This is a genomic window from Halomonas lysinitropha (assembly GCF_902500215.1).
Lineage (GTDB): Bacteria > Pseudomonadota > Gammaproteobacteria > Pseudomonadales > Halomonadaceae > Halomonas > Halomonas lysinitropha.
This window is the reverse complement of the sequence record NZ_CABVOU010000033.1, coordinates 188,498-206,871: the sequence shown is the minus strand read 5'-3', so window position 1 is coordinate 206,871 and position 18,374 is coordinate 188,498. Positions and strand designations below refer to the sequence as shown.

The window sequence follows — 18,374 nt, the reverse complement described above, 5'->3', positions numbered from 1 at the left end:
CTTACTCAACGACCCGGTCGATCACCACCTCGACAGGCTCGCCATCGGTGTTGCCCACGGCCACTCCCTCACGGGTACCCAGCAGATCACCTGGCTGTGGCGTGGCCTGGCCGCTCTCCGAGACACGCACCATCAGCCGCGCCTCGTCAACCTGGGAGATCCGCGCCTGGGGCGACATGGAGCTTGAATCATCGAGCAACACGGTCAGCGGCAACTCCTGCAGCCGGGCCCGGGCTATGGCCAGTGGCGGCAATTCTCCCTCGAGGTCCCGGGCCACCACGAAGACGGTAGCATCTGCATCGAGCCGACCGGCGAGGTCGTCCGCCAGGCGAACCCGGACGGCAATACCCGGCCCCTCGGCGACAGCCGGCTCGGCCTCCTCCGGCGCGATCCCCAGACGCTGCTGAGCGACGCGGATGCCCTGGCGCAGGGCGTCGGCGGTGTTCGGATCGTCCATGCCGGCGATGGCCCGGCGCCAGCGGTCGATGGCGGTCTCGTAGTCGCCATTGTCGAAGGCGTTGATTCCCAGCATGCCCAGCACCGTGGGTTGGCTGGAATCCATCGCCAGCACCTCGTCGACCAGCGCCTGGACCTCGTCGGTCATCTCACGACCGGCGGCGAAAAAGCGGATCTGGGCCAGCTCGGCCAGCAGCGGGGGCTGGCGCCCCTCGAGCTCGATCAGCCGCTCCAGGGTGCGGGTGGCCTCGGCAGTACGCCCGCTGTCACGGTAGAGCGGGAAGAGCGCCCGCCAGACATTGGGGTTGTCGGGCTGACGATCAGCCTGATCTTCCAGTCGCTCGACCAGCACCGGCAGCGACGCCTCGGGGTCATTCCTCACCTCTTGCTGGACCGTATAGAGGGTGAGATCTCCCTCGGCCCCCTCCTGGAGATACCAGACGACGCTGGCCAGCACGACGGCCACCATCACCACCGGCACCGCCAGCTTGCCGGACGCGGCCGACTTCAGCGGTCCACGCTCCAGGTGCTCGGTATCCTCGAGCAGGCTGCGCTCGAGTTCAAGGCGATCCTCCTCGAAGCGTGACGCGTCGATGTCACCACGCTCCCAGGCGGCCTCCAGCGAGGCCAGCCGGCGGCGGTAGATGGCGAGGTTCTGTTCGGTCGTGCGGTCGTTGGCCTCGAAATCACGCTGGGCGGCACGCACGGAGTCGGCGCGCCGTAGGGGGGCCACCAGCAGCCACAGGGCCGGCAGTAGAAGGACGGCAAGGGCGATCCAGAGCAGGGTCATTCGGTTTTCTCACGGTTTATCAGTTCATCCAGACGCGCGCGCTCCTCGGTACTCAAGTCGCGAGCCGAGGTACGCCGACGGGCGCGAACCATGAGGACCACCACCAGGGCGCCCAGCAGCACCAGGCCGGCAGGAAGCCCCCACAGCAGCAGGGTGCGTCCCTCGAGGCGCGGGTTGTAGAGCACATAGTCTCCGAAGCGGCTGACCATGAAGTCGAGGATCTCCTTGTCGGAACGGCCGTCCTGGAGCTGGAGATAGACGCGTTCGCGCATGTCACCGGCGATCGGCGACTCGGAGTCGTCGATGGCCTGATTCTCGCACTTGGGGCAGCGCAGGGTCGCGGTGAGATCGCGATAACGCTGCTCCGTCACCGGATTATCGAACTCGCGCACCTCCGTCGCTGCCTGGCCAAGCAAGGGCCATAGCAGAATGGCGCAAAGCAGCAGTCGGGTAATCAGCGCCATTTTTCCACCTCCGGGAGTATCGTCTCGCGCACATCTTCCGGGCGTATATAGCCGGTATGGTGATAGCGGATAATGCCCTCACGATCGACCAGGAAGGTCTCCGGGGCGCCATAGACGCCCAGGTCGAAGCCCAGGCTGCCCTCCGGATCGAAGATATTGACCTCGAAGGGATTGCCGAACTCGGCGAGAAACTCACGCCCCTTCTCGCGGGTGTCCTTGTAGTCGACCCCGACCAGGCGTACGCCACCATCGGCAAGGTCGAGCAATTGTGGCATCTCCTGCTTGCAGGTCGGGCACCATTCGCCCCAGACATTGACCAGGGTGACCTCGCCCTCGAGGAGCGAGGCATCCACCGTGCGTTCGGGATCCTCCAGGGTGGTCAGCTCGAAGGCCGGAAATTCACGGGCCATCAGCGCCGAGTCGCGATCGAAGGGGTTGATCGACAGCCCCATGTAGAGGAAGGCTCCGAGCACCAGGAAACCGACCAACGGCAGCATCAACAATAAGCGACGCTTCATGTAGTGGCCTCCCGAGGCCTGGCGACTGCAGCACGCTCGGGGTCACGGGCCGTCACGACGCGACGGTAGCGCCGATCGGCCACGGCCAATACGCCCCCGGCGGCCATCAGCAGTGCCCCGAGCCATAGCCAGCGAACGAAAGGCTTGTGCTGGATGCGCATGGCCCAGCTACCGTCCTCCAGGTCCTCGCCCATGGCCACGTAGAGATCCCGGAACAGGCCGGGGCGCAGCGCGACCTGGGTCATCGGCATGCCACGGGCGAGGTAAAGGCGCTTCTCGGGGGTCATGGTGAAGCTGCGCTGGCTGTCGCCGCGGCGCACCTCGATCTCGGCGGTATCGGCCAGATAGTTGGGCCCCCGCCGGTTGGCGAGCTCGGTCATGGTGAAGGTGTAGCCGGCCACCGCGACGCTGTCGCCCACGCCCATGCGCACGTTGCGCTCGATGGCGTAGTTGGAGACCACGGTGACACCGATGATGGTCACCGCAATGCCCAGATGGCCGAGAATCATTCCCCAGTAGGCCAGCGAGAGGCGCTTCAGGCCCGCCACGCGCCCGGCGGAGTGGCGCGACTTGGCCCAGAGGTCGCGGGCCATGGGCAGAACGATCCACAGGGCAATCACCACCCCCAGGCTGACCTTGAGGTTCCACTCGCCGCGATAGAGCAGCGGTGCAATGATACCGATCACCAGGGCCGCCAGGCCGGCGAGCCAGCTGCGCTGGAAGAGGTTGCGGGCCGGCGTATGCTTCCAGCGCGACAGTGGACCCAGCCCCATGAACAGGCAGAGTACCACCGTCAGCGGCACGAAAAGGGCATTGAAGTAGGGCGGGCCCACGCTGATCTTGCCCAGGTTCAGGGCATCGAGCAGGAGCGGATAGACGGTTCCCAGCAGCACCGTGACAGTCATGATCACCAGCAGGATATTGTTGATCAGCAGCAGGGCATCACGCGACAGCCAGCTGAACCCCACCTGATGGCGGACGCGCGGCGCGCGCAGCGCGAACAGCAACAGTGACAGCCCCACGGTGATGCCCAGCAGCACCAGGATAAAGAGACCGCGGGAAGGGTCATTGGCGAAGGCATGCACCGAGGTGAGCACGCCCGAACGCACCAGGAAGGTGCCCATCAGCGACAACGAGAAGGTGGTGATCGCCAGCAGTACCGTCCAGCTCTTGAAGGCGCCGCGTTTCTCGGTCACCGCCAGGGAGTGGATCAGCGCCGTGCCAGCCAGCCAGGGCAGCAGCGAGGCATTCTCGACCGGGTCCCAGAACCACCAGCCGCCCCAGCCCAGCTCGTAGTAGGCCCACCAGCTACCCAGGGCGATGCCCACGGTAAGGAAGGCCCAGGCGATGTTGGTCCAGGGCCGCGCCCAGCGGGTCCAGGCAGCGTCCAGGCGGCCGCCCAGCAGGGCGGCGATGGCGAAGGCAAAGACCACCGAGAAGCCCACATAGCCCATGTAGAGCATCGGCGGGTGGACGATCAGGCCGAAGTCCTGCAGCAGCGGGTTGAGGTCGGCACCGTCCTGGGGGACGTTGGGCAGCAGCCGCTCGAAGGGGTTGGAGGTGAACAGCACGAAGGCCAGGAAGCCGACGCTGACCAGCCCCATCACGCCCATCACCCGGGCCAACATGTCGCGAGGCAGTTCCCGCGAGAACCGGCTCACCGCAAAGCTCCAGGCGGCCAGGATCAGGCTCCACAGCAGCACCGACCCCTCATGGTTGCCCCAGACGGCGCTGGCCTTGTAGTACCAGGGCAGCATGGAGTTCGAGTTGTTGGCCACATTCGCAACGCTGAAGTCGTCCAGCAGGTAGCTGGCGGTCAGACAGGCGTAGGCGATGGCCAGGAAGAGGAACTGGCCGGTGGCCATGGGGCGGGCGTAGGCCATCCACAGCGGGCGACGTGTGGCCGCTCCGGCCAGTGGCATCACCCCCTGGACCAGTGCCATCAGCAGGGCAATGATCAGGGCGTAGTGGCCGATCTCGGGGATCATCAGGGTCTGCATGGGCACTCCGCTCAGTTGGTTCGGCCGTCGCCGCTGTCTTCCGCCTGGGCGTCCATCTTCTGGCCCACTTCGGCAGCCTTGGCCTGATAGTCCTCCGGCGCGTAGCCGGCTTCCTCCAGGGCCTGGGCGACCTCGGGAGGCATGTAGTTCTCGTCGTGGCGCGCCAGTACCTGGTCGGCCCGTAGCCAGCCATCCTGCTGAAGCTCGCCGACCACCACCACGCCCTGCCCCTCGCGGAACAGGTCGGGCAGGATACCGCTGTAACGCACCTCGAGTTCATCGACATAGTCGGTGACGGTAAATACTACCTCGAGGCTCTGCTTGTCACGATCCACCGAGCCCGCCTTGACCATGCCGCCGGCACGGATCTGGCGCTCCAGCGGGGCATCCCCGGCGGCGATCTGCACCGGACTGAAGAAGAGATTGATGTTGCTGCGCAAGGCGTAGAGGGTCAGGCCCACGGCGATGGCGGCCAGGGAGACCAGCCCCAGGATCACGAACAGTTTCTGCTTGCGTTTAGCTCTCACGGGCATGGCCCTCTTGATGTGAAACCGGAGTCGCGGCGGCGCCCGATGCGCCCAGGTGCTGTTCACGCCGCACGCGACGCCGCAGGTCACGCAGCAGCGTTCGGCGCTCGGCACGGGCGTGGAGGACCACGCCCACCAGCAGCAGCCCGGTGACGCCCCAGGATGCCCAGACGTAGACGCCATGGCCGCCCATGGCCAGGAAGGCCGACAGGGAATCGAACGCCATCACTTCACCTCCCCGGCCAGCTCACGCACCCAGTGCTTGCTCGCCTCGCGGCGCAGGATCTCGCTGCGGGTGCGCATCAGGGTCAGTGCAATGAAGAAGCAATAGAAGCCCAGCACCATGATCAGCAGCGGCGCCCACATCTCCACGGGCATGGCCGGACGCGAGGTGACGCTGAAGGTAGCCGGCTGGTGGAGGGTATACCACCAGTCCACCGAGTACTTGATGATGGGGATGTTGATCACGCCGACCATGGCCAGCACCGAGGCAGCCCGAGAGGCGCTGTCGCGACTGGAGAAGGCGCCACGCAGCGCGATGACGCCGAAATAGAGGAACAGCAGGATGAGCATCGAGGTGAGGCGTGCATCCCACATCCACCAGGTGCCCCAGGTGGGCACGCCCCAGACCGCCCCGGAAAACAGGGCCACGAAGGTCATGGCGGCGCCCAGCGGGGCCATCATCGCCGCGGCCATGTCGGCGATCTTGATCTTCCAGACCATGAAGATGAAGCCTGCTACCGCCATGCTGACGAAGATCGACTGGGCCAGGAAGGCCGCCGGCACGTGCACATAGATGATGCGGAAGCTGTTGCCCTGCTGGTAGTCCGCGGGGGCGAAGGCCAGCCCCCAGGCGCTGCCGACCAGGATCAGCACCGCTGCCGCCACCCAGAACCAGGGCTGCAGCCGCGCGCTGATGGCGTAGAACCACTTGGGTGATCCGAGCTTGTGTATGAAGGCCCACATGCCGATTGTCGTCCTCAACCGTTGATACTGATGCGCAGCGACGCCGCGATCGCCCAGGGGGCGAGGCTCAACGCCATTGCCAGGAGCGCACCCAGGATGGCCAGGTGCGCCGAGACGCCATCGCCGAGGATGGCCGCCTGCACGGCACCGGCGCCGAAGATCAGCACCGGGATATAGAGGGGCAGCACCAGCAGCGAGAGCAGCACGCCGCCTCGTGAGAGCCCCACGGTCAGCGCCGCCCCGATGGCGCCGATCAGGCTCAGGCTGGCACTGCCCAGCGCCAGCGACAGTGCCAGCACCACATAGCTGCCCGCCGGCAGCGACAGCATGATGCCCAGCAGCGGCGCCATCAGCGCCAGCGGCAGGCCGGTGAGCAGCCAGTGCACCGCCACCTTGGCCAGGGCCAGCGCCGGCAGCGGCTGGGGCGAGAGCAACAGCTGCTCCAGGGAGCCATCGTCGTAGTCGCTACGGAACAGGCTGTCCAGGGAGAGCAGCGCCGCAAGCAGGGCCGCCACCCACAGCAGGCCCGGTGCGATGATGGCCAGCAGTTCCGGATCCGGTGAGATGCCGATCGGGAACAGGGTGATCACCAGGGCGAAGAACACCAGCGGGTTGAGCACCTCGCTGCGCCGGCGCATCAGGAGCACCAGATCACGCTTCAGCGTTGCTCGAATTGCGACCCCGGCACCGCCCTCGGGTTCCCGGAACAAGGGCATGTCATCTGGCTCCTGCGCCAGGCGCGACTCAACGTGCGGCATCGTCCCCTCCCTGCCCTAGCCGGATACGCCGCAACGCCGGAGAGTCGGCCAATTCGTGGTGGGTGGTGACCAGTACGCAGCCACCGCGCCGGGCATGGGCCACCAGGCGCGACTCGAGATCTGCCACGCCGTCGCGGTCGATGGCGGTGAAGGGCTCGTCGAGCACCCAGAGCGGACGCGGGATCAGTTCCAGCCGGGCCAGGGCCACCCGGCGCTGCTGGCCGGCAGAGAGCTGGCCGGCGGGCAGGTCCTCGAAACCGACGAGCCCGACGGCGGCAAGGGCCGCGAAACGCGCGGTCTCGTCATCGGACTCACCCGCCAGGGCCTGGTACCAGGCCAGGTTCTCCAGCGGCGTCAGTGCCGCCTTCACTCCCGGCGCATGGCCCAGATAGAGCAGGTTGGCCAGAAAGTCCTGGCGCGTGCGCCGCATGGGATGATCGTTCCAGTAGAGCTCCCCCTGGAAGTCGGCCAACTGCCCGGAAAGGATCTTCAGCAGGGTAGTCTTGCCGCTGCCGTTGGGGCCTTCCACGCGCACGATCTCACCGGCATGAATGTCCAGATCCAGTTCGCGAAACAGCCAACGATCGTCCCGCTCACAGGCCAGCTTTCGGGCTTGTAGACGCAGGCTCAAGGCACTCTCCGGGATGGGGTATTTCGCCGAGAACTCTACACGGAAAGGGCCTTGGCTACCAGCCGCGGGGGCTGCGTCAGCCGGTCACACTTGCCTTGGGTCAAGCCTTGTGTGAACAACCCTCCCTTGCCAGATTCCGGTCCACTGCTATGCTCGTGAAACACTGTATGTATCGACAGCTTTCGATGACAGGGGAGACACCGCATGCCTAACGTCACACCGCAGTACCTGGAGCGCCGTCCCAACCTCCCGCTGGCCCGGGCGTGGGTGGCGATCGAGGCCAATGACCTGACCGAGATTCCGCTGCTCGGCCGCGTTTCGGCGGGCGTGCCCATCGAGGCCTGCCCGGAGGTCGGCAGCATCCAGGTGCCCACGAGCATGGTGAGACGCAACACCTATGCCCTGCGGGTACGCGGTGACTCCATGGTCGATTGCAACATCTTCGATGGGGATGTGATCATCATCGAACGCCGCGAGAGTGCCGAGAACGGCGAGACCGCCGTGGTGATGATCAACGACCAGGAGGTCACCTTGAAGAAGCTCTACATCGAGAAGTCGGGCGTGCGCCTTCAGCCGGCCAACGAGCGCATGGCGCCCATCTTCCTGCGCAACGACGACATCCAGGTGATTGGCCTGGTAATGGGCGTGGTGCGCCAGACGGAACTGGCCGCCTGATGCGTTATGCCGTTCCCGATCTATCAGCGGGGTGCTGGCAGGAGAGCGAACTGGTCGTAGAAAAGAGCCGCTTCATCACCTGGCTCTGTCATGCGCCGGACACGGCCGCCTTGGATGCGCTGCTGGCCGAGGCCCGTCGCACCCACCCCAACGCCAGCCACCACTGCAGCGCCTTCATCGCCGGCCCGCCCGGAGAGCAGAGCGCCATCGGCTTCTCCGATGACGGCGAGCCCGGCGGCACCGCCGGACGCCCGATGTTCCAGGTGCTGGAGGGCGCCGACCTCGGCCAGGTCGGCTGCGTGGTCACGCGCTACTTCGGCGGCACCAAGCTCGGCACCGGCGGCCTGGCGCGCGCCTACTCGAGGGCCGTTGCCCTGGGGCTGGAGACCCTGCCGCGCCGCACGGTGGTAGAGCGCACCCCGCTGCGCGTGCGGGTCGATTTCGCCGGCGAGGCCGAGACCCGCGCCTGGCTGGCCGAACAGGATATCCCGGTCGAGCAGGCCGACTACGGCGCCGACGGCGTGCTGATCACGGCGGCTTGGCCCCGTGATGTCCCCACCGATTTGACCGCCCTCGAGACGCGCCTGCGAGGGCGTATATCACGGCTGGACGATTGAGGCCCATCGCAACGACGAACGGCGCCCGCAGACGCCTCACCCCAGGTACTTGATCATCACCCCGGCGGCCACCGCCGAGCCGATCACCCCGGCCACGTTGGGCCCCATGGCGTGCATCAGCAGGAAGTTGTGGGGATTGGACTCCAGCCCCACCTTGTTGGCCACCCGCGCCGCCATGGGGACTGCCGAGACGCCGGCCGCGCCGATCAGCGGATTGATCGGCATCTTGCTCATCACGTTCATCAGCTTGGCCATCAGCACCCCGGCGGCGGTGCCGATACCGAAGGCCACGATCCCCAGACCCAGGATCCCCAGGGTCTCCATGGCCAGGAAACTGTCGGCCATCAGCTTGGAGCCCACCGAGAGACCCAGGAAGATGGTCACGATGTTGATCAGCGAATTCTGGGCGGTGTCGGAAAGGCGCTCCACCACGCCACACTCACGCATCAGGTTGCCGAAGCAGAACATCCCCAGCAGTGGTGCGGCATCCGGCAGGAAGAAGGCCACCAGCAGCAGGATCGCTATCGGGAAGACGACCTTCTCGAGCTTCGACACCGGGCGCAGCTGGGTCATGGTGATCTCGCGCTCGCGCCTGGAGGTCAACAGCTTCATGATGGGTGGCTGGATCAGCGGGACCAGCGCCATGTAGGCGTAGGCGGCCACGGCGATGGCGCCGAGCAGTTCCGGGGCCAGCACGCTGGACACGTAGATCGAGGTGGGGCCGTCGGCACCGCCGATGATGCCGATGGCAGCGGCCTGGTTCAGCGAGAAGTCCATCACCCCCAGGGCCGAGAGGCCCACCGCGCCGAACAGAGTGGCGAAGATGCCGAACTGCGCCGCCGCCCCCAGGAAGAGGGTGCGCGGATTGGCCAGCAGCGGGCCGAAGTCGGTCATCGCCCCCACGCCCATGAAGATCACCAGCGGGGCGATGCCCGAAGCGATGGCCACCGTGTAGAAGCTGTAGAGCATGCCGTCGCCGTAGCCGACGCTGACGGCCACGTCGCGGGCGGCGCGCAGCGCATCCGGCGCCGCTCCGTCCTTGACCAGACCCTTGAGGGTCTCGCGCCACGCCTCGGCACCGGCCAACGGGTCCAGGCTCGCGCCCAGGGCGGTCGCGAGTTGCTGCAGCACGGCGGGCCTGGCCATCTCGATGGCCTGCTCCAGCGCCGACAGCGCCAGGCCCGCTTCGGGTATGTTGGCCAGGATGCCGCCGAAGCCGATCGGTACCAGCAGCAACGGCTCGAACTTCTTGCGGATTGCCAGGTAGAGCAGCACCAGCCCCACCAGGATCATCACGGCCTGGCCCAGATTCAGGTTGTAGAGCCCCGAGCCATGCCAGAGTGTCAGCAGTTTCTCCATGAGGGGACCCTTAGAGCTCGATCAGGACGTCACCGACGGCGACGCTGTCACCCTCGCTGACCTTGACGGCGGAGACGGTGCCGGCGCTGGCGGCACGTACCTCGGTCTCCATCTTCATCGCCTCGAGGATGATCACCACATCCCCATTCTCGACGCTGTCGCCCTCGCGCACGTTGACCTTGAAGATATTGCCGGCCAGCGGCGCAGTGATCGCTTCACCACTGGACGCCGGCGCGGCTTCCGGCTGGGCAGGTGCTGCCTGTTCCTGAACATTGCCGACCTCGCCGCCCTCGGCGACCTCGACCACATAGGTCTTGCCGTTGACCTTGACGGTATAGGTCTCGGGCCCGGACGACGCCGCGCCCTGGGTCGCCGGCGCCTTGGCCTCGGCTGCTTTATTCTGGTACCCGCCCTTCTGTGAAGAGGCCGGCAGATTGGCGCTGGCCTCGGGGATCGCCTTCCCGGGGGCCTGGGGCGCGGGCTCGAAGGCATCGGGATTGTCGCGATTCTGGAGGAACTTCAGGCCGATCTGCGGGAAGAGCGCATAGGTCAGCACATCGTCGACCTCGCGCTCGCCCTCGGCCAGGCGAATGCCCTCGGCCTTGGCCTTCTCCTTGAGTTCCTTGGTGAGCCGGTCCATCTCGGGGTTGAGGTTATCGGCCGGGCGGCAGGTAATCGGCTCGCCGCCTTCCAGCACGCGGGATTGCAGCTCTTCGTTGAACGGCGCCGGCGCGGCGCCGTACTCGCCCTTGAGCAGCGCCTGAACCTCCTTGGAGATCGACTTGTAGCGCTCACCCATCATCACGTTCATCACTGCCTGGGTGCCGACGATCTGCGACGTGGGGGTGACCAGCGGGATAAAGCCCAGGTCCTCGCGCACGCGCGGGATCTCCTTGAGCACGTCGTCAAGCTTGTCGCCGGCACCCTGCTCCTTGAGCTGGCCTTCCATGTTGGTGAGCATGCCGCCCGGTACCTGAGCGATCAGGATGCGCGAGTCGATGCCCTTGAGCGAGCCCTCGAAGGCGGCGTACTTCTTGCGCACCTCGCGGAAGTAGGCGGCGATCTCCTCGAGCAGTTCGAGGTCCAGCCCGGTGTCGCGCTCGGTCCCGGCCAGGATAGCCACCAGCGACTCGGTGGGGCTGTGGCCATAGGTCATGGACATCGAGGAGATGGCGGTATCGACGTTGTCGATGCCCGCCTCGGCGGCCTTGAGGGCGGTAGCGGTGGACATGCCGGTGGTGGCATGGCACTGCATGTGGATGGGGATATCCACGGCGGCCTTGAGCTTGGTGACCAGCTCATAGGCGTCGTAAGGCTTGAGCAGGCCGGCCATGTCCTTGATGGCCAGGGAGTCAGCGCCCATGGCAGCAATGGTCTTGCCGAGCTCGACCCAGCCGTCCAGGGTGTGCACCGGGCTCACGGTATAGGAGAGCGTGCCCTGGGCATGGCCCTCGACCTTGCGTACTGCCTGGATGGCCCGCTCGAGGTTGCGCGGGTCGTTCATGGCGTCGAAGACGCGGAAGACATCGACGCCGTTGGTCCTGGCCCGCTCGACGAAGCGGTCCACCACATCATCGGCGTAGTGGCGGTAGCCGAGCAGGTTTTGGCCGCGCAGCAGCATCTGCTGGGGCGTATGGGGCATGGCCGCCTTCAACGCCCGTATCCGCTCCCACGGATCCTCGCCGAGATAGCGGATACAGGCGTCGAAAGTGGCCCCGCCCCAGGATTCCAGCGACCAGAAGCCGACGCGGTCGAGCTTCTCGGCGATGGGCAGCATGTCGTCGAGGCGCATGCGGGTAGCGAACAGCGACTGGTGGGCATCGCGCAGGACGACATCGGTGATGCCAAGTGGGCGTGTCTTGTCAGTCATGGTCGTGACCTTGTCGTTATGAATGAAAGGGGGGAGGGAAGCGAGAGCGGTTGCCTCAGCGGCGATGGCGACGGCGATAGCGATGCACCGCGGCGCTGATGGCGACCATCACGTCATCGTCCTGGCTAGACGCAGCCTCGGCACGTCCGCGTGCCGGCGCCGGGGGCGCGACAGGCTCGGGAAAGAAGCGGCCGATGACCTTGGACATCAGGGTGGTGACGATCACGAGCACGGTAAGAAAAACAAAGACAAAGCCCATGCCCACGCCCATCAGGGCAAGCCCCTCGTTGAGCAGCTGCGTGTCCTGCATGCGAATTCTCCTGCTTCTTGCGCGTAATTAGCCTTGATATCACGTGAAACACCGGCTTGCGCATTTTTTAAGATGCTATAACCTGCCACATCCTCGACAGATTACAATGGCGTCATGGTGGAAGTCAGCGTTGTTAATTTACTACATAAAGGGCGGATCGGCCTAGCGCCCATGGAAGGGGTCATCGATGCGGTGACCCGCGACCTGCTGACCCGCACGCCCGGCTTTGACTGGGTAGTAACCGAGTTCGTGCGCGTGGTGGATGCCTGCCTGCCGCCGCGCGTCTTCCATCGGCACTGCCCGGAATTGGCCCGCCCCGGCGTCACTACGCCGAGCGGCATCCCCGTGCAGTTGCAATTACTCGGCTCTGACCCCGACACCCTCGCGGCCAATGCTCGCCAGGCCCTGCGCCTCGGCGCCACCGGCCTGGATCTCAATTTCGGCTGTCCGGCCAAGCTGGTCAACCGCCACGATGGCGGCGCCTCGCTGCTGCGCGACCCGCGACGGGTTCACGCCGCCGTGTCGGCGGTATCCCGGGCCGTGGGGGACCAGATCCCGGTGACGGCCAAGATCCGCCTGGGCTTCTCCGATCGACGCCAGGCCGTGGCCTGCGCCCTGGCCACCCAGGAGGCCGGCGCTCGGCAACTGGTGGTCCATGGCCGCACCCGCGACGAGGGCTACCGCCCACCCGCCCACTGGGAATGGATCGGTCGCATCCACCAGCGCCTCGCCATCCCGGTGGTCGCCAACGGCGACATCTGGACCCTCGAGGACTACTGGAAAGCCCGCACCCTCTCCGGGTGCCGCGACGTGATGCTGGGCCGCGGCGCCTTGGCCGACCCCTGGCTGGCCAATCGCATCCGCCATTGGCAGACGACGGGCGAGCGCTTGCCCGAAACGCCGTGGCGTGTCCGGGCAGGGATTCTTGCCGAATTTGCTGCATTGCAGCGTAGCACACTTCCCGAACGCGTTGTCACTGCCCTGATCAAGCAGTGGCTAAACCACATGCGCCAGCGCGACGACGAGGCCGCCTGCCGCTTCCAGGGGGTGAAACGCCTTCGCGATCTTGACGCCCTGCTTCGGGGACTCGAACCTCTGCGACCTCCGCCCGCCCTTCTGCCTATCCTCACGCCGACCACCGGACCGAGATGGCCTGAGGGCGAACCCTCTCAAGAAAACAGCCGCACATAAAAAAGAGACGCACGTCGCATAGCAACGGCGCCTCAAACGATCGCTGGGCCGGCACTTGAGGAAGCCCGACCCGGCTAGCAGAACGCTGGGGACCTCGGTATCACGGGAATCCCCGGTATAGCAGGCCTGAAAAACAGAAGACCCGCCCTCGCTGTGAGGACGGGTCAAGATCTGGCGCGCCCGGGAGGATTCGAACCTCCGACCACCTGATTCGTAGTCAGGTACTCTATCCAGCTGAGCTACGGGCGCGTAGAACGACAATGAACGGATTCATTGCAGGAATGCATCAGCACCATGCCGATGGCATTCGAAATCAAGATGGCGCGCCCGGGAGGATTCGAACCTCCGACCACCTGATTCGTAGTCAGGTACTCTATCCAGCTGAGCTACGGGCGCTTGACCTTGGCGTGACGACAATGGCGGAGAGGGAGGGATTCGAACCCTCGAAGAGGCTATAAACCCCTTACTCCCTTAGCAGGGGAGCGCCTTCAGCCACTCGGCCACCTCTCCTCATCGGCACGGTGCGTATCCTACCGTTTTAGAAGGCCATCGTCCAGTGACCCCGAGGGATTTTTCGACATGGCCGAGCGCTGGCTCTTCCCCTTCGATTGCCCGTGCGCTAGTCATCGCTCTCGAGACCGGAGTCGGCCTTCTCGCGCTGAATGCGCTGGTAGATCTCCTCACGATGCACGGCGACATCCTTGGGGGCATTGACGCCGATACGGACCTGATTGCCCTTGACGCCAAGGACGGTCACGGTGATGTCATCACCGATCATCAGGGTTTCGCCGACTCGGCGGGTCAGGATGAGCATGACTGATCTCCTTCTCAGACTTATGGCTACGGGATGCTCGCCGGCAGAAACGACGAAAGGACATTGTGCGACAACTCATCGTCCCTGACCAATGGCACCAGTCCACGACACACCCGCACCCCACGGAAAGCAAGCCCTGTGGTGCGGGTGTCGCGGACTTCCCTACAAGCGTAGAAGGTGTCGTCGGCTCGAGGGAGCCTTATTCGGCCTCGATATCGCTCTTGTCGAGGCCGAAGGCCTTGTGCAGCGACTTGACCGCCAGCTCCATGTGCTTTTCGTCGATCACCACGGAGATCTTGATCTCGGAGGTGGAGACCATGCGAATGTTGATGTTCTCGTCGGCCAGCACGCGGAAGAACTTCGAAGCCACCCCGGCATGGGAACGCATGCCCACCCCCACCAGCGAGACCTTGGCGATGTTGTCGTCTCCGCGCAGCTCGCCGCCCCCCAGGTCGGGGATCACCTGATCCCGGAGGATCTTCATGGTCTGCTTGTAGTCGCCCTTGGCCACCGTGAAGGTAAAGTCCGTGTAGTCACCGGCCGGCGCCACGTTCTGAACGATCATGTCGATCTCGATGTTGGCATCGGCGATCGGCCCCAGGATGCGCGAGGCGACACCCGGCACGTCGGGCGTGTTGAGCAGGGTCAGCTTGGCTTCATTGTCGGTGAAGGCAATGCCGGAAATCAGCGGTTCTTCCATGGAATCCTCGTCTTTATCGGAGTCTGCAATGATCAGGGTGCCGGGACCGCCCTCGAAGCTGGACAGCACACGCAGCGGGACATTGTACTTACCGGCGAATTCGACGGCGCGGATTTGCAGGACCTTGGAGCCCAGGCTCGCCAGTTCCAGCATCTCCTCGACGGTGATGGTGTCGAGGCGCTGAGCCTTGGAGCAGACTCGAGGATCGGTCGTGTAGACACCGTCGACATCGGTATAGATCTGACACTCATCGGCCTTCAATGCCGCCGCCAGCGCCACCCCGGTGGTATCGGAGCCACCGCGACCGAGGGTGGTGATGTTGCCCTCCTCGTCGACGCCCTGGAAACCGGCCACCACCACCACCTGCCCGTCATCCAGGTCGGCCTGCAGTTCATCGGTCTCGATGCGCTGGATGCGTGCCTTGGTGTGGGCACTGTCGGTCTGGATGCCCACCTGGGAACCGGTATAGGAGGTCGCCGGCACGCCGATCTTGTGGAGGGCCATGGCCAGCAGCGAGATGGTCACCTGTTCGCCGGTGGAGACCAGCATGTCCATCTCGCGCGGCGTCGGCTCGTCGTTGATCTCGTTGGCCATGCCGATCAGGCGATTGGTCTCGCCGCTCATGGCGGAGACCACGACGACGACCTGGTGGCCGTTGTCGCGAAAGCCCTTGACCTTCTCGGCCACGGCCTTGATGCGCTCCACGGAGCCCACCGAGGTGCCGCCGAATTTCTGTACGTATAGTGCCATATGCCGATTTCCCTCGTGCGTCGAGTGCGGATAGCGCTCAGATGAGTGAAAGGTGAGTAGAAATGACGAGGGCCGGGGCTTCACTGCCGCCGGCCCTGCAAGCCCTTAGTGGAGTCGCTCCTCGACCCAGGCCGGGACGCTCGCAAGTGCCCCGGGCAGCGCCTTGACGTCGCTGCCGCCGGCCTGGGCCATGTCAGGCCGGCCACCGCCCTTGCCGCCGACCTGGGCCGCCACGTGGTTGACCAGCTCGCCGGCCTTGACCCTGTCGGTCAGATCATCGGTGACGCCGGCGATCAGACTGACCTTGCCGGACTCGGCATCGGCCACGCCCAGCACCACGATGCCGGAACCAAGCTTGTTCTTGAGTTGGTCGAGCATGCCGCGCAACTCCTTGGCGGCCACACCCTCGAGGCGCTTGGCCAGTACCTTGACGCCCTTGACCTCGCGGGCGTCATTGACCATGTCATTGCCGGCGGCGCTGGCCAGCTTGGCCTTGAGGCGCTCGAGCTCCTTCTCCAGGGTGCGGTTGCGCTCGAGCAGCGACACGACCCGCTCCTCGGCCTCTTCCGGCTTGGCCTTGAGGTGCTCGCCGATGCGATTGAGGCGGGCCTCCTGCTCGTGGAACCAGGCCAGCGCCCCCTCGCCGGTGATCGCCTCGATACGGCGCACACCGGAGGCGACGCCCGCTTCGCTGACGATATGGAAGCAGCCGATGTCGCCGCTGCGCGCCACGTGGGTGCCGCCGCACAGCTCAATGGAGAAGTCGTCGGCACCGATAGTCAGCACCCGCACATTGTCGGCGTACTTGGCCTCGAACAGCGCCGCGGCGCCCTTGGCCTTGGCCTCGTCGAGGCTCATTTGCTGGATCCGGGTCGGAGCGTTGGCGAGGATCTGCTCGTTGACCAGTCGCTCCACCTCGGCGAGCTGCTGTGGCGTCATGGGCTCGAAGTGGCTGAAATCGAAGCGCAGCCGCTCGGGCGTCACCAGCGAGCCTTTCTGCTGCACGTGGTCACCCAGGACCATGCGTAACGCCTTGTGCATCAGGTGCGTCGCAGAGTGGTTGCGCACCGTGGCGGCGCGCAGGCCGGCATCGACCCGCGGGTGGACCTCGGCGCCCACTGCCAGCTCTCCCTCGAGCAGCACACCATGGTGCAGGTGGTGGCCGCCCTGCTTCTGGGTGTCAGTGACCAGAAAGCGGCCGCCCGGGAGTTCCAGGTAGCCGGTATCGCCCACCTGCCCCCCGGACTCGCCGTAGAAGGGCGTACGATCCAGCACCACGACGCCGCGCTGTTCCGGCTCGAGCCGCGCCAGGGGATTGCCCTCCCGGTCGACCAGAGCGGTGACGGTAGCCCTGTCCTCAAGCCGTTCATGGCCGGTGAAGGCAGTCTCGCCCTCGAGGTCCAGCGCCGCACCGTAGTCGGCACCGAACTGGCTGGCCGCCCGAGCTCGCTCGCGCTGGGCTTCCAGCTCGCGCTCGAAGCCGGCTTCATCGAGGCTGACGCCGCGCTCGCGACAGACATCGGCGGTCAGATCGTAGGGGAAGCCATAGGTGTCATAGAGCTTGAAGACCGTCGCGCCGGGCAGGGTGTCGCCCTCGAGTCCGGCCAGGGCTTCCTCGAGCAAGCCCATGCCGTGCTCCAGAGTACGGGCGAACTGCTCCTCCTCCTTGAGCAGGATGCGCTCGATCTGGTGACGCGCCTCACGCAGTTCCGGAAAGGCGTCACCCATTTCGACGTCCAGCGCGCCCACCAGCTTGTGGAAGAAGTTGCCGCGCGCACCCAGCTTGTGGCCGTGGCGGATGGCACGACGGATGATGCGGCGCAGCACATAGCCGCGCCCCTCGTTGGAGGGCAGCACCCCGTCGGCGATCAGGAAGGCACAGGAACGGATATGGTCGGCGATCACCCGCAGCGATGGCGTGGAAGTGTCGTTATGGCCGGTGGCGAGGGCCGCGGCCTCGAGCAGGTTCTGGAAGAGGTCGATCTCGTAGTTGGAGTGCACACCCTGCATCACCGCGGCGATACGCTCCAGGCCCATGCCGGTATCGATGGAGGGCTTGGGCAGCGGATTGAGGGTCCCGGCCGCGTCGCGGTCGAACTGCATGAACACCAGATTCCAGATCTCGATGTAGCGATCGCCGTCCTCTTCCGGGCTGCCGGGAGGCCCACCCCATACCTCGGGGCCATGATCAAAGAAGATCTCGGAGCTGGGCCCACAGGGACCGGTGTCGCCCATCTGCCAGAAGTTGTCCTCGTCGAGTCTGGAGAAGCGCTCTGGGTCGATGCCCATCTCCTCCTTCCAGATGCGCTCGGCCTCGTCGTCGCTGACGTGCACGGTGACCCACAGCTTCTCCTTCGGCAGGCCTAGAGTCTCGGTGAGAAATTCCCAGGCGAAGCGAATGGCATCGCGCTTGAAGTAGTCACCGAAACTGAAGTTGCCCAGCATCTCGAAGAAGGTGTGGTGGCGGGCGGTATAGCCGACGTTGTCGAGGTCGTTGTGCTTGCCGCCGGCACGCACGCAGCGCTGGGACGAGGCCGCACGCACGTAGGGGCGAGGGTCGCGGCCCAGGAAGACGTCCTTGAACGGCACCATGCCGGCATTGGTGAACAGCAGGGTCGGGTCGTTGCCGGGAACCAGAGAGCTGGAGGGCACGACGGTATGACCGTGCTCCTCGAAATAACTCAGGAAGGCCTGTCTGATGTCTGCGCTTTTCATGGGGTATCCGTGGCGATGGGCGAGGTGGCCGTCCGCAACGAGACCACCCGGGGCTTTCGCAAAACCGCCATTATAGCGCAGTTGGCAATGGACTAAAGGGGCGCCAGCTAGCACGGCCGCTCATAGCGAGGGGCGCCGGGGACAGGTCGAAGAGGAGGTCCTTTGCCAGGGGTGAGGAGCACCGCTCCGAACGGGCTGGCCATGGATGGCCAGCACCGGTCCTGCAAGCGGAGCGGGACGCGAGAGCGAAGCAGGGCATCGGT

The 18,374-nt window shown here is 65.6% G+C and carries 18 protein-coding genes and 3 tRNA genes; 3 read left to right on the top strand and 18 right to left on the bottom strand.

All coding sequences use genetic code 11. The features are described from left to right. Window position 1 precedes the first annotated feature (1 nt). Genes ccmI through ccmA form a run of 9 tightly spaced genes read right to left on the bottom strand, consistent with a single transcriptional unit; the run spans window position 2 to window position 7,110 of the window. A complete protein-coding gene (gene ccmI / locus HALO32_RS09995; protein WP_151443719.1) occupies window positions 2-1,246 on the bottom strand; it encodes a c-type cytochrome biogenesis protein CcmI in 1,245 nt (414 codons plus the stop codon). Next, window positions 1,243-1,710: a cytochrome c-type biogenesis protein gene (locus tag HALO32_RS09990; protein ID WP_151443718.1), complete on the bottom strand. Its 468-nt coding sequence runs from the start codon at window positions 1,708-1,710 to the stop codon at window positions 1,243-1,245. Before HALO32_RS09990 ends, ccmI begins: the two co-directional genes overlap by 4 nt. After that, window positions 1,701-2,228: a DsbE family thiol:disulfide interchange protein gene (locus HALO32_RS09985; RefSeq protein WP_151443717.1), complete on the bottom strand. Its 528-nt coding sequence runs from the start codon at window positions 2,226-2,228 to the stop codon at window positions 1,701-1,703. The genes HALO32_RS09990 and HALO32_RS09985 overlap by 10 nt, the downstream gene beginning before the upstream one ends. Next, window positions 2,225-4,216, bottom strand: coding sequence for a heme lyase CcmF/NrfE family subunit (locus HALO32_RS09980; protein WP_192576486.1), 1,992 nt, complete (start codon window positions 4,214-4,216; stop codon window positions 2,225-2,227). The genes HALO32_RS09985 and HALO32_RS09980 overlap by 4 nt, the downstream gene beginning before the upstream one ends. 23 nt (window positions 4,217-4,239) lie before the next feature. Next, window positions 4,240-4,755, bottom strand: a complete 516-nt coding sequence (ccmE, locus tag HALO32_RS09975) for a cytochrome c maturation protein CcmE (RefSeq protein WP_151443715.1) — start codon at window positions 4,753-4,755, stop codon at window positions 4,240-4,242. Beyond that, complete coding sequence (ccmD, locus tag HALO32_RS09970; RefSeq protein ID WP_151443714.1) at window positions 4,745-4,981, bottom strand: heme exporter protein CcmD; 237 nt, start codon at window positions 4,979-4,981, stop codon at window positions 4,745-4,747. The genes ccmE and ccmD overlap by 11 nt, the downstream gene beginning before the upstream one ends. Continuing rightward, window positions 4,981-5,721, bottom strand: coding sequence for a heme ABC transporter permease (locus HALO32_RS09965; protein WP_151443713.1), 741 nt, complete (start codon window positions 5,719-5,721; stop codon window positions 4,981-4,983). The genes ccmD and HALO32_RS09965 overlap by 1 nt, the downstream gene beginning before the upstream one ends. A gap of 14 nt (window positions 5,722-5,735) precedes the next feature. Then, window positions 5,736-6,479 (bottom strand): heme exporter protein CcmB, encoded by a 744-nt coding sequence (gene ccmB, locus HALO32_RS09960; RefSeq protein WP_407646842.1) that lies wholly within the window; start codon window positions 6,477-6,479, stop codon window positions 5,736-5,738. Continuing rightward, the gene (gene ccmA / locus HALO32_RS09955) at window positions 6,466-7,110 is read right to left on the bottom strand and encodes a cytochrome c biogenesis heme-transporting ATPase CcmA (protein WP_151443712.1); all 645 of its coding nucleotides are present in this window, start codon (window positions 7,108-7,110) and stop codon (window positions 6,466-6,468) included. The genes ccmB and ccmA overlap by 14 nt, the downstream gene beginning before the upstream one ends. Before the next feature lie 204 nt (window positions 7,111-7,314). Between ccmA and lexA the strand changes: the two genes are divergently transcribed. Next, the gene (gene lexA / locus HALO32_RS09950) at window positions 7,315-7,785 is read left to right on the top strand and encodes a transcriptional repressor LexA (RefSeq protein WP_151443711.1); all 471 of its coding nucleotides are present in this window, start codon (window positions 7,315-7,317) and stop codon (window positions 7,783-7,785) included. Continuing rightward, entirely contained in the window at window positions 7,785-8,402 is a 618-nt protein-coding gene (locus HALO32_RS09945; RefSeq protein ID WP_151443710.1) for an IMPACT family protein, read from the top strand. Before lexA ends, HALO32_RS09945 begins: the two co-directional genes overlap by 1 nt. A 36-nt stretch (window positions 8,403-8,438) precedes the next feature. On the opposite strand, the gene HALO32_RS09940 is transcribed toward HALO32_RS09945, so the two are convergent. The 3 genes from HALO32_RS09940 to HALO32_RS09930 are packed head-to-tail and all read right to left on the bottom strand — an operon-like array spanning window position 8,439 to window position 11,941. Continuing rightward, window positions 8,439-9,761 carry a sodium ion-translocating decarboxylase subunit beta gene (locus tag HALO32_RS09940; RefSeq protein WP_151443709.1) on the bottom strand — a complete coding sequence of 441 codons (1,323 nt, stop codon included), beginning with the start codon at window positions 9,759-9,761 and terminating at the stop codon, window positions 8,439-8,441. 10 nt (window positions 9,762-9,771) lie between these two features. After that, window positions 9,772-11,631 (bottom strand): sodium-extruding oxaloacetate decarboxylase subunit alpha, encoded by a 1,860-nt coding sequence (oadA, locus tag HALO32_RS09935; protein WP_151443708.1) that lies wholly within the window; start codon window positions 11,629-11,631, stop codon window positions 9,772-9,774. Between the two features lie 55 nt (window positions 11,632-11,686). Next, window positions 11,687-11,941, bottom strand: a complete 255-nt coding sequence (locus tag HALO32_RS09930) for an OadG family protein (RefSeq protein WP_151443707.1) — start codon at window positions 11,939-11,941, stop codon at window positions 11,687-11,689. 171 nt (window positions 11,942-12,112) lie between these two features. Here HALO32_RS09930 and HALO32_RS09925 point away from each other — a divergent pair, with 171 nt between their 5' ends. After that, complete coding sequence (locus tag HALO32_RS09925) at window positions 12,113-13,132, top strand: tRNA dihydrouridine synthase (RefSeq protein WP_151443706.1); 1,020 nt, start codon at window positions 12,113-12,115, stop codon at window positions 13,130-13,132. Between the two features lie 172 nt (window positions 13,133-13,304). Here the strand turns inward: HALO32_RS09925 and HALO32_RS09920 are convergent. The 6 genes from HALO32_RS09920 to alaS form a co-directional block, all read right to left on the bottom strand. Beyond that, window positions 13,305-13,381, bottom strand: a tRNA-Arg gene (locus HALO32_RS09920). A 70-nt stretch (window positions 13,382-13,451) separates the two neighbouring features. Further along, a tRNA-Arg gene (locus tag HALO32_RS09915) sits at window positions 13,452-13,528 on the bottom strand. A 21-nt stretch (window positions 13,529-13,549) separates the two neighbouring features. Then, window positions 13,550-13,642, bottom strand: a tRNA-Ser gene (locus tag HALO32_RS09910). Window positions 13,643-13,751: 109 nt separating this feature from the next. Then, window positions 13,752-13,946 (bottom strand): carbon storage regulator CsrA, encoded by a 195-nt coding sequence (gene csrA, locus HALO32_RS09905; RefSeq protein WP_089712664.1) that lies wholly within the window; start codon window positions 13,944-13,946, stop codon window positions 13,752-13,754. A 199-nt stretch (window positions 13,947-14,145) separates the two neighbouring features. Continuing rightward, window positions 14,146-15,396 carry an aspartate kinase gene (locus tag HALO32_RS09900; RefSeq protein WP_151443705.1) on the bottom strand — a complete coding sequence of 417 codons (1,251 nt, stop codon included), beginning with the start codon at window positions 15,394-15,396 and terminating at the stop codon, window positions 14,146-14,148. Window positions 15,397-15,501: 105 nt separating this feature from the next. Next, window positions 15,502-18,111, bottom strand: coding sequence for an alanine--tRNA ligase (gene alaS, locus HALO32_RS09895; RefSeq protein ID WP_151443704.1), 2,610 nt, complete (start codon window positions 18,109-18,111; stop codon window positions 15,502-15,504). Window positions 18,112-18,374 lie beyond the last annotated feature (263 nt).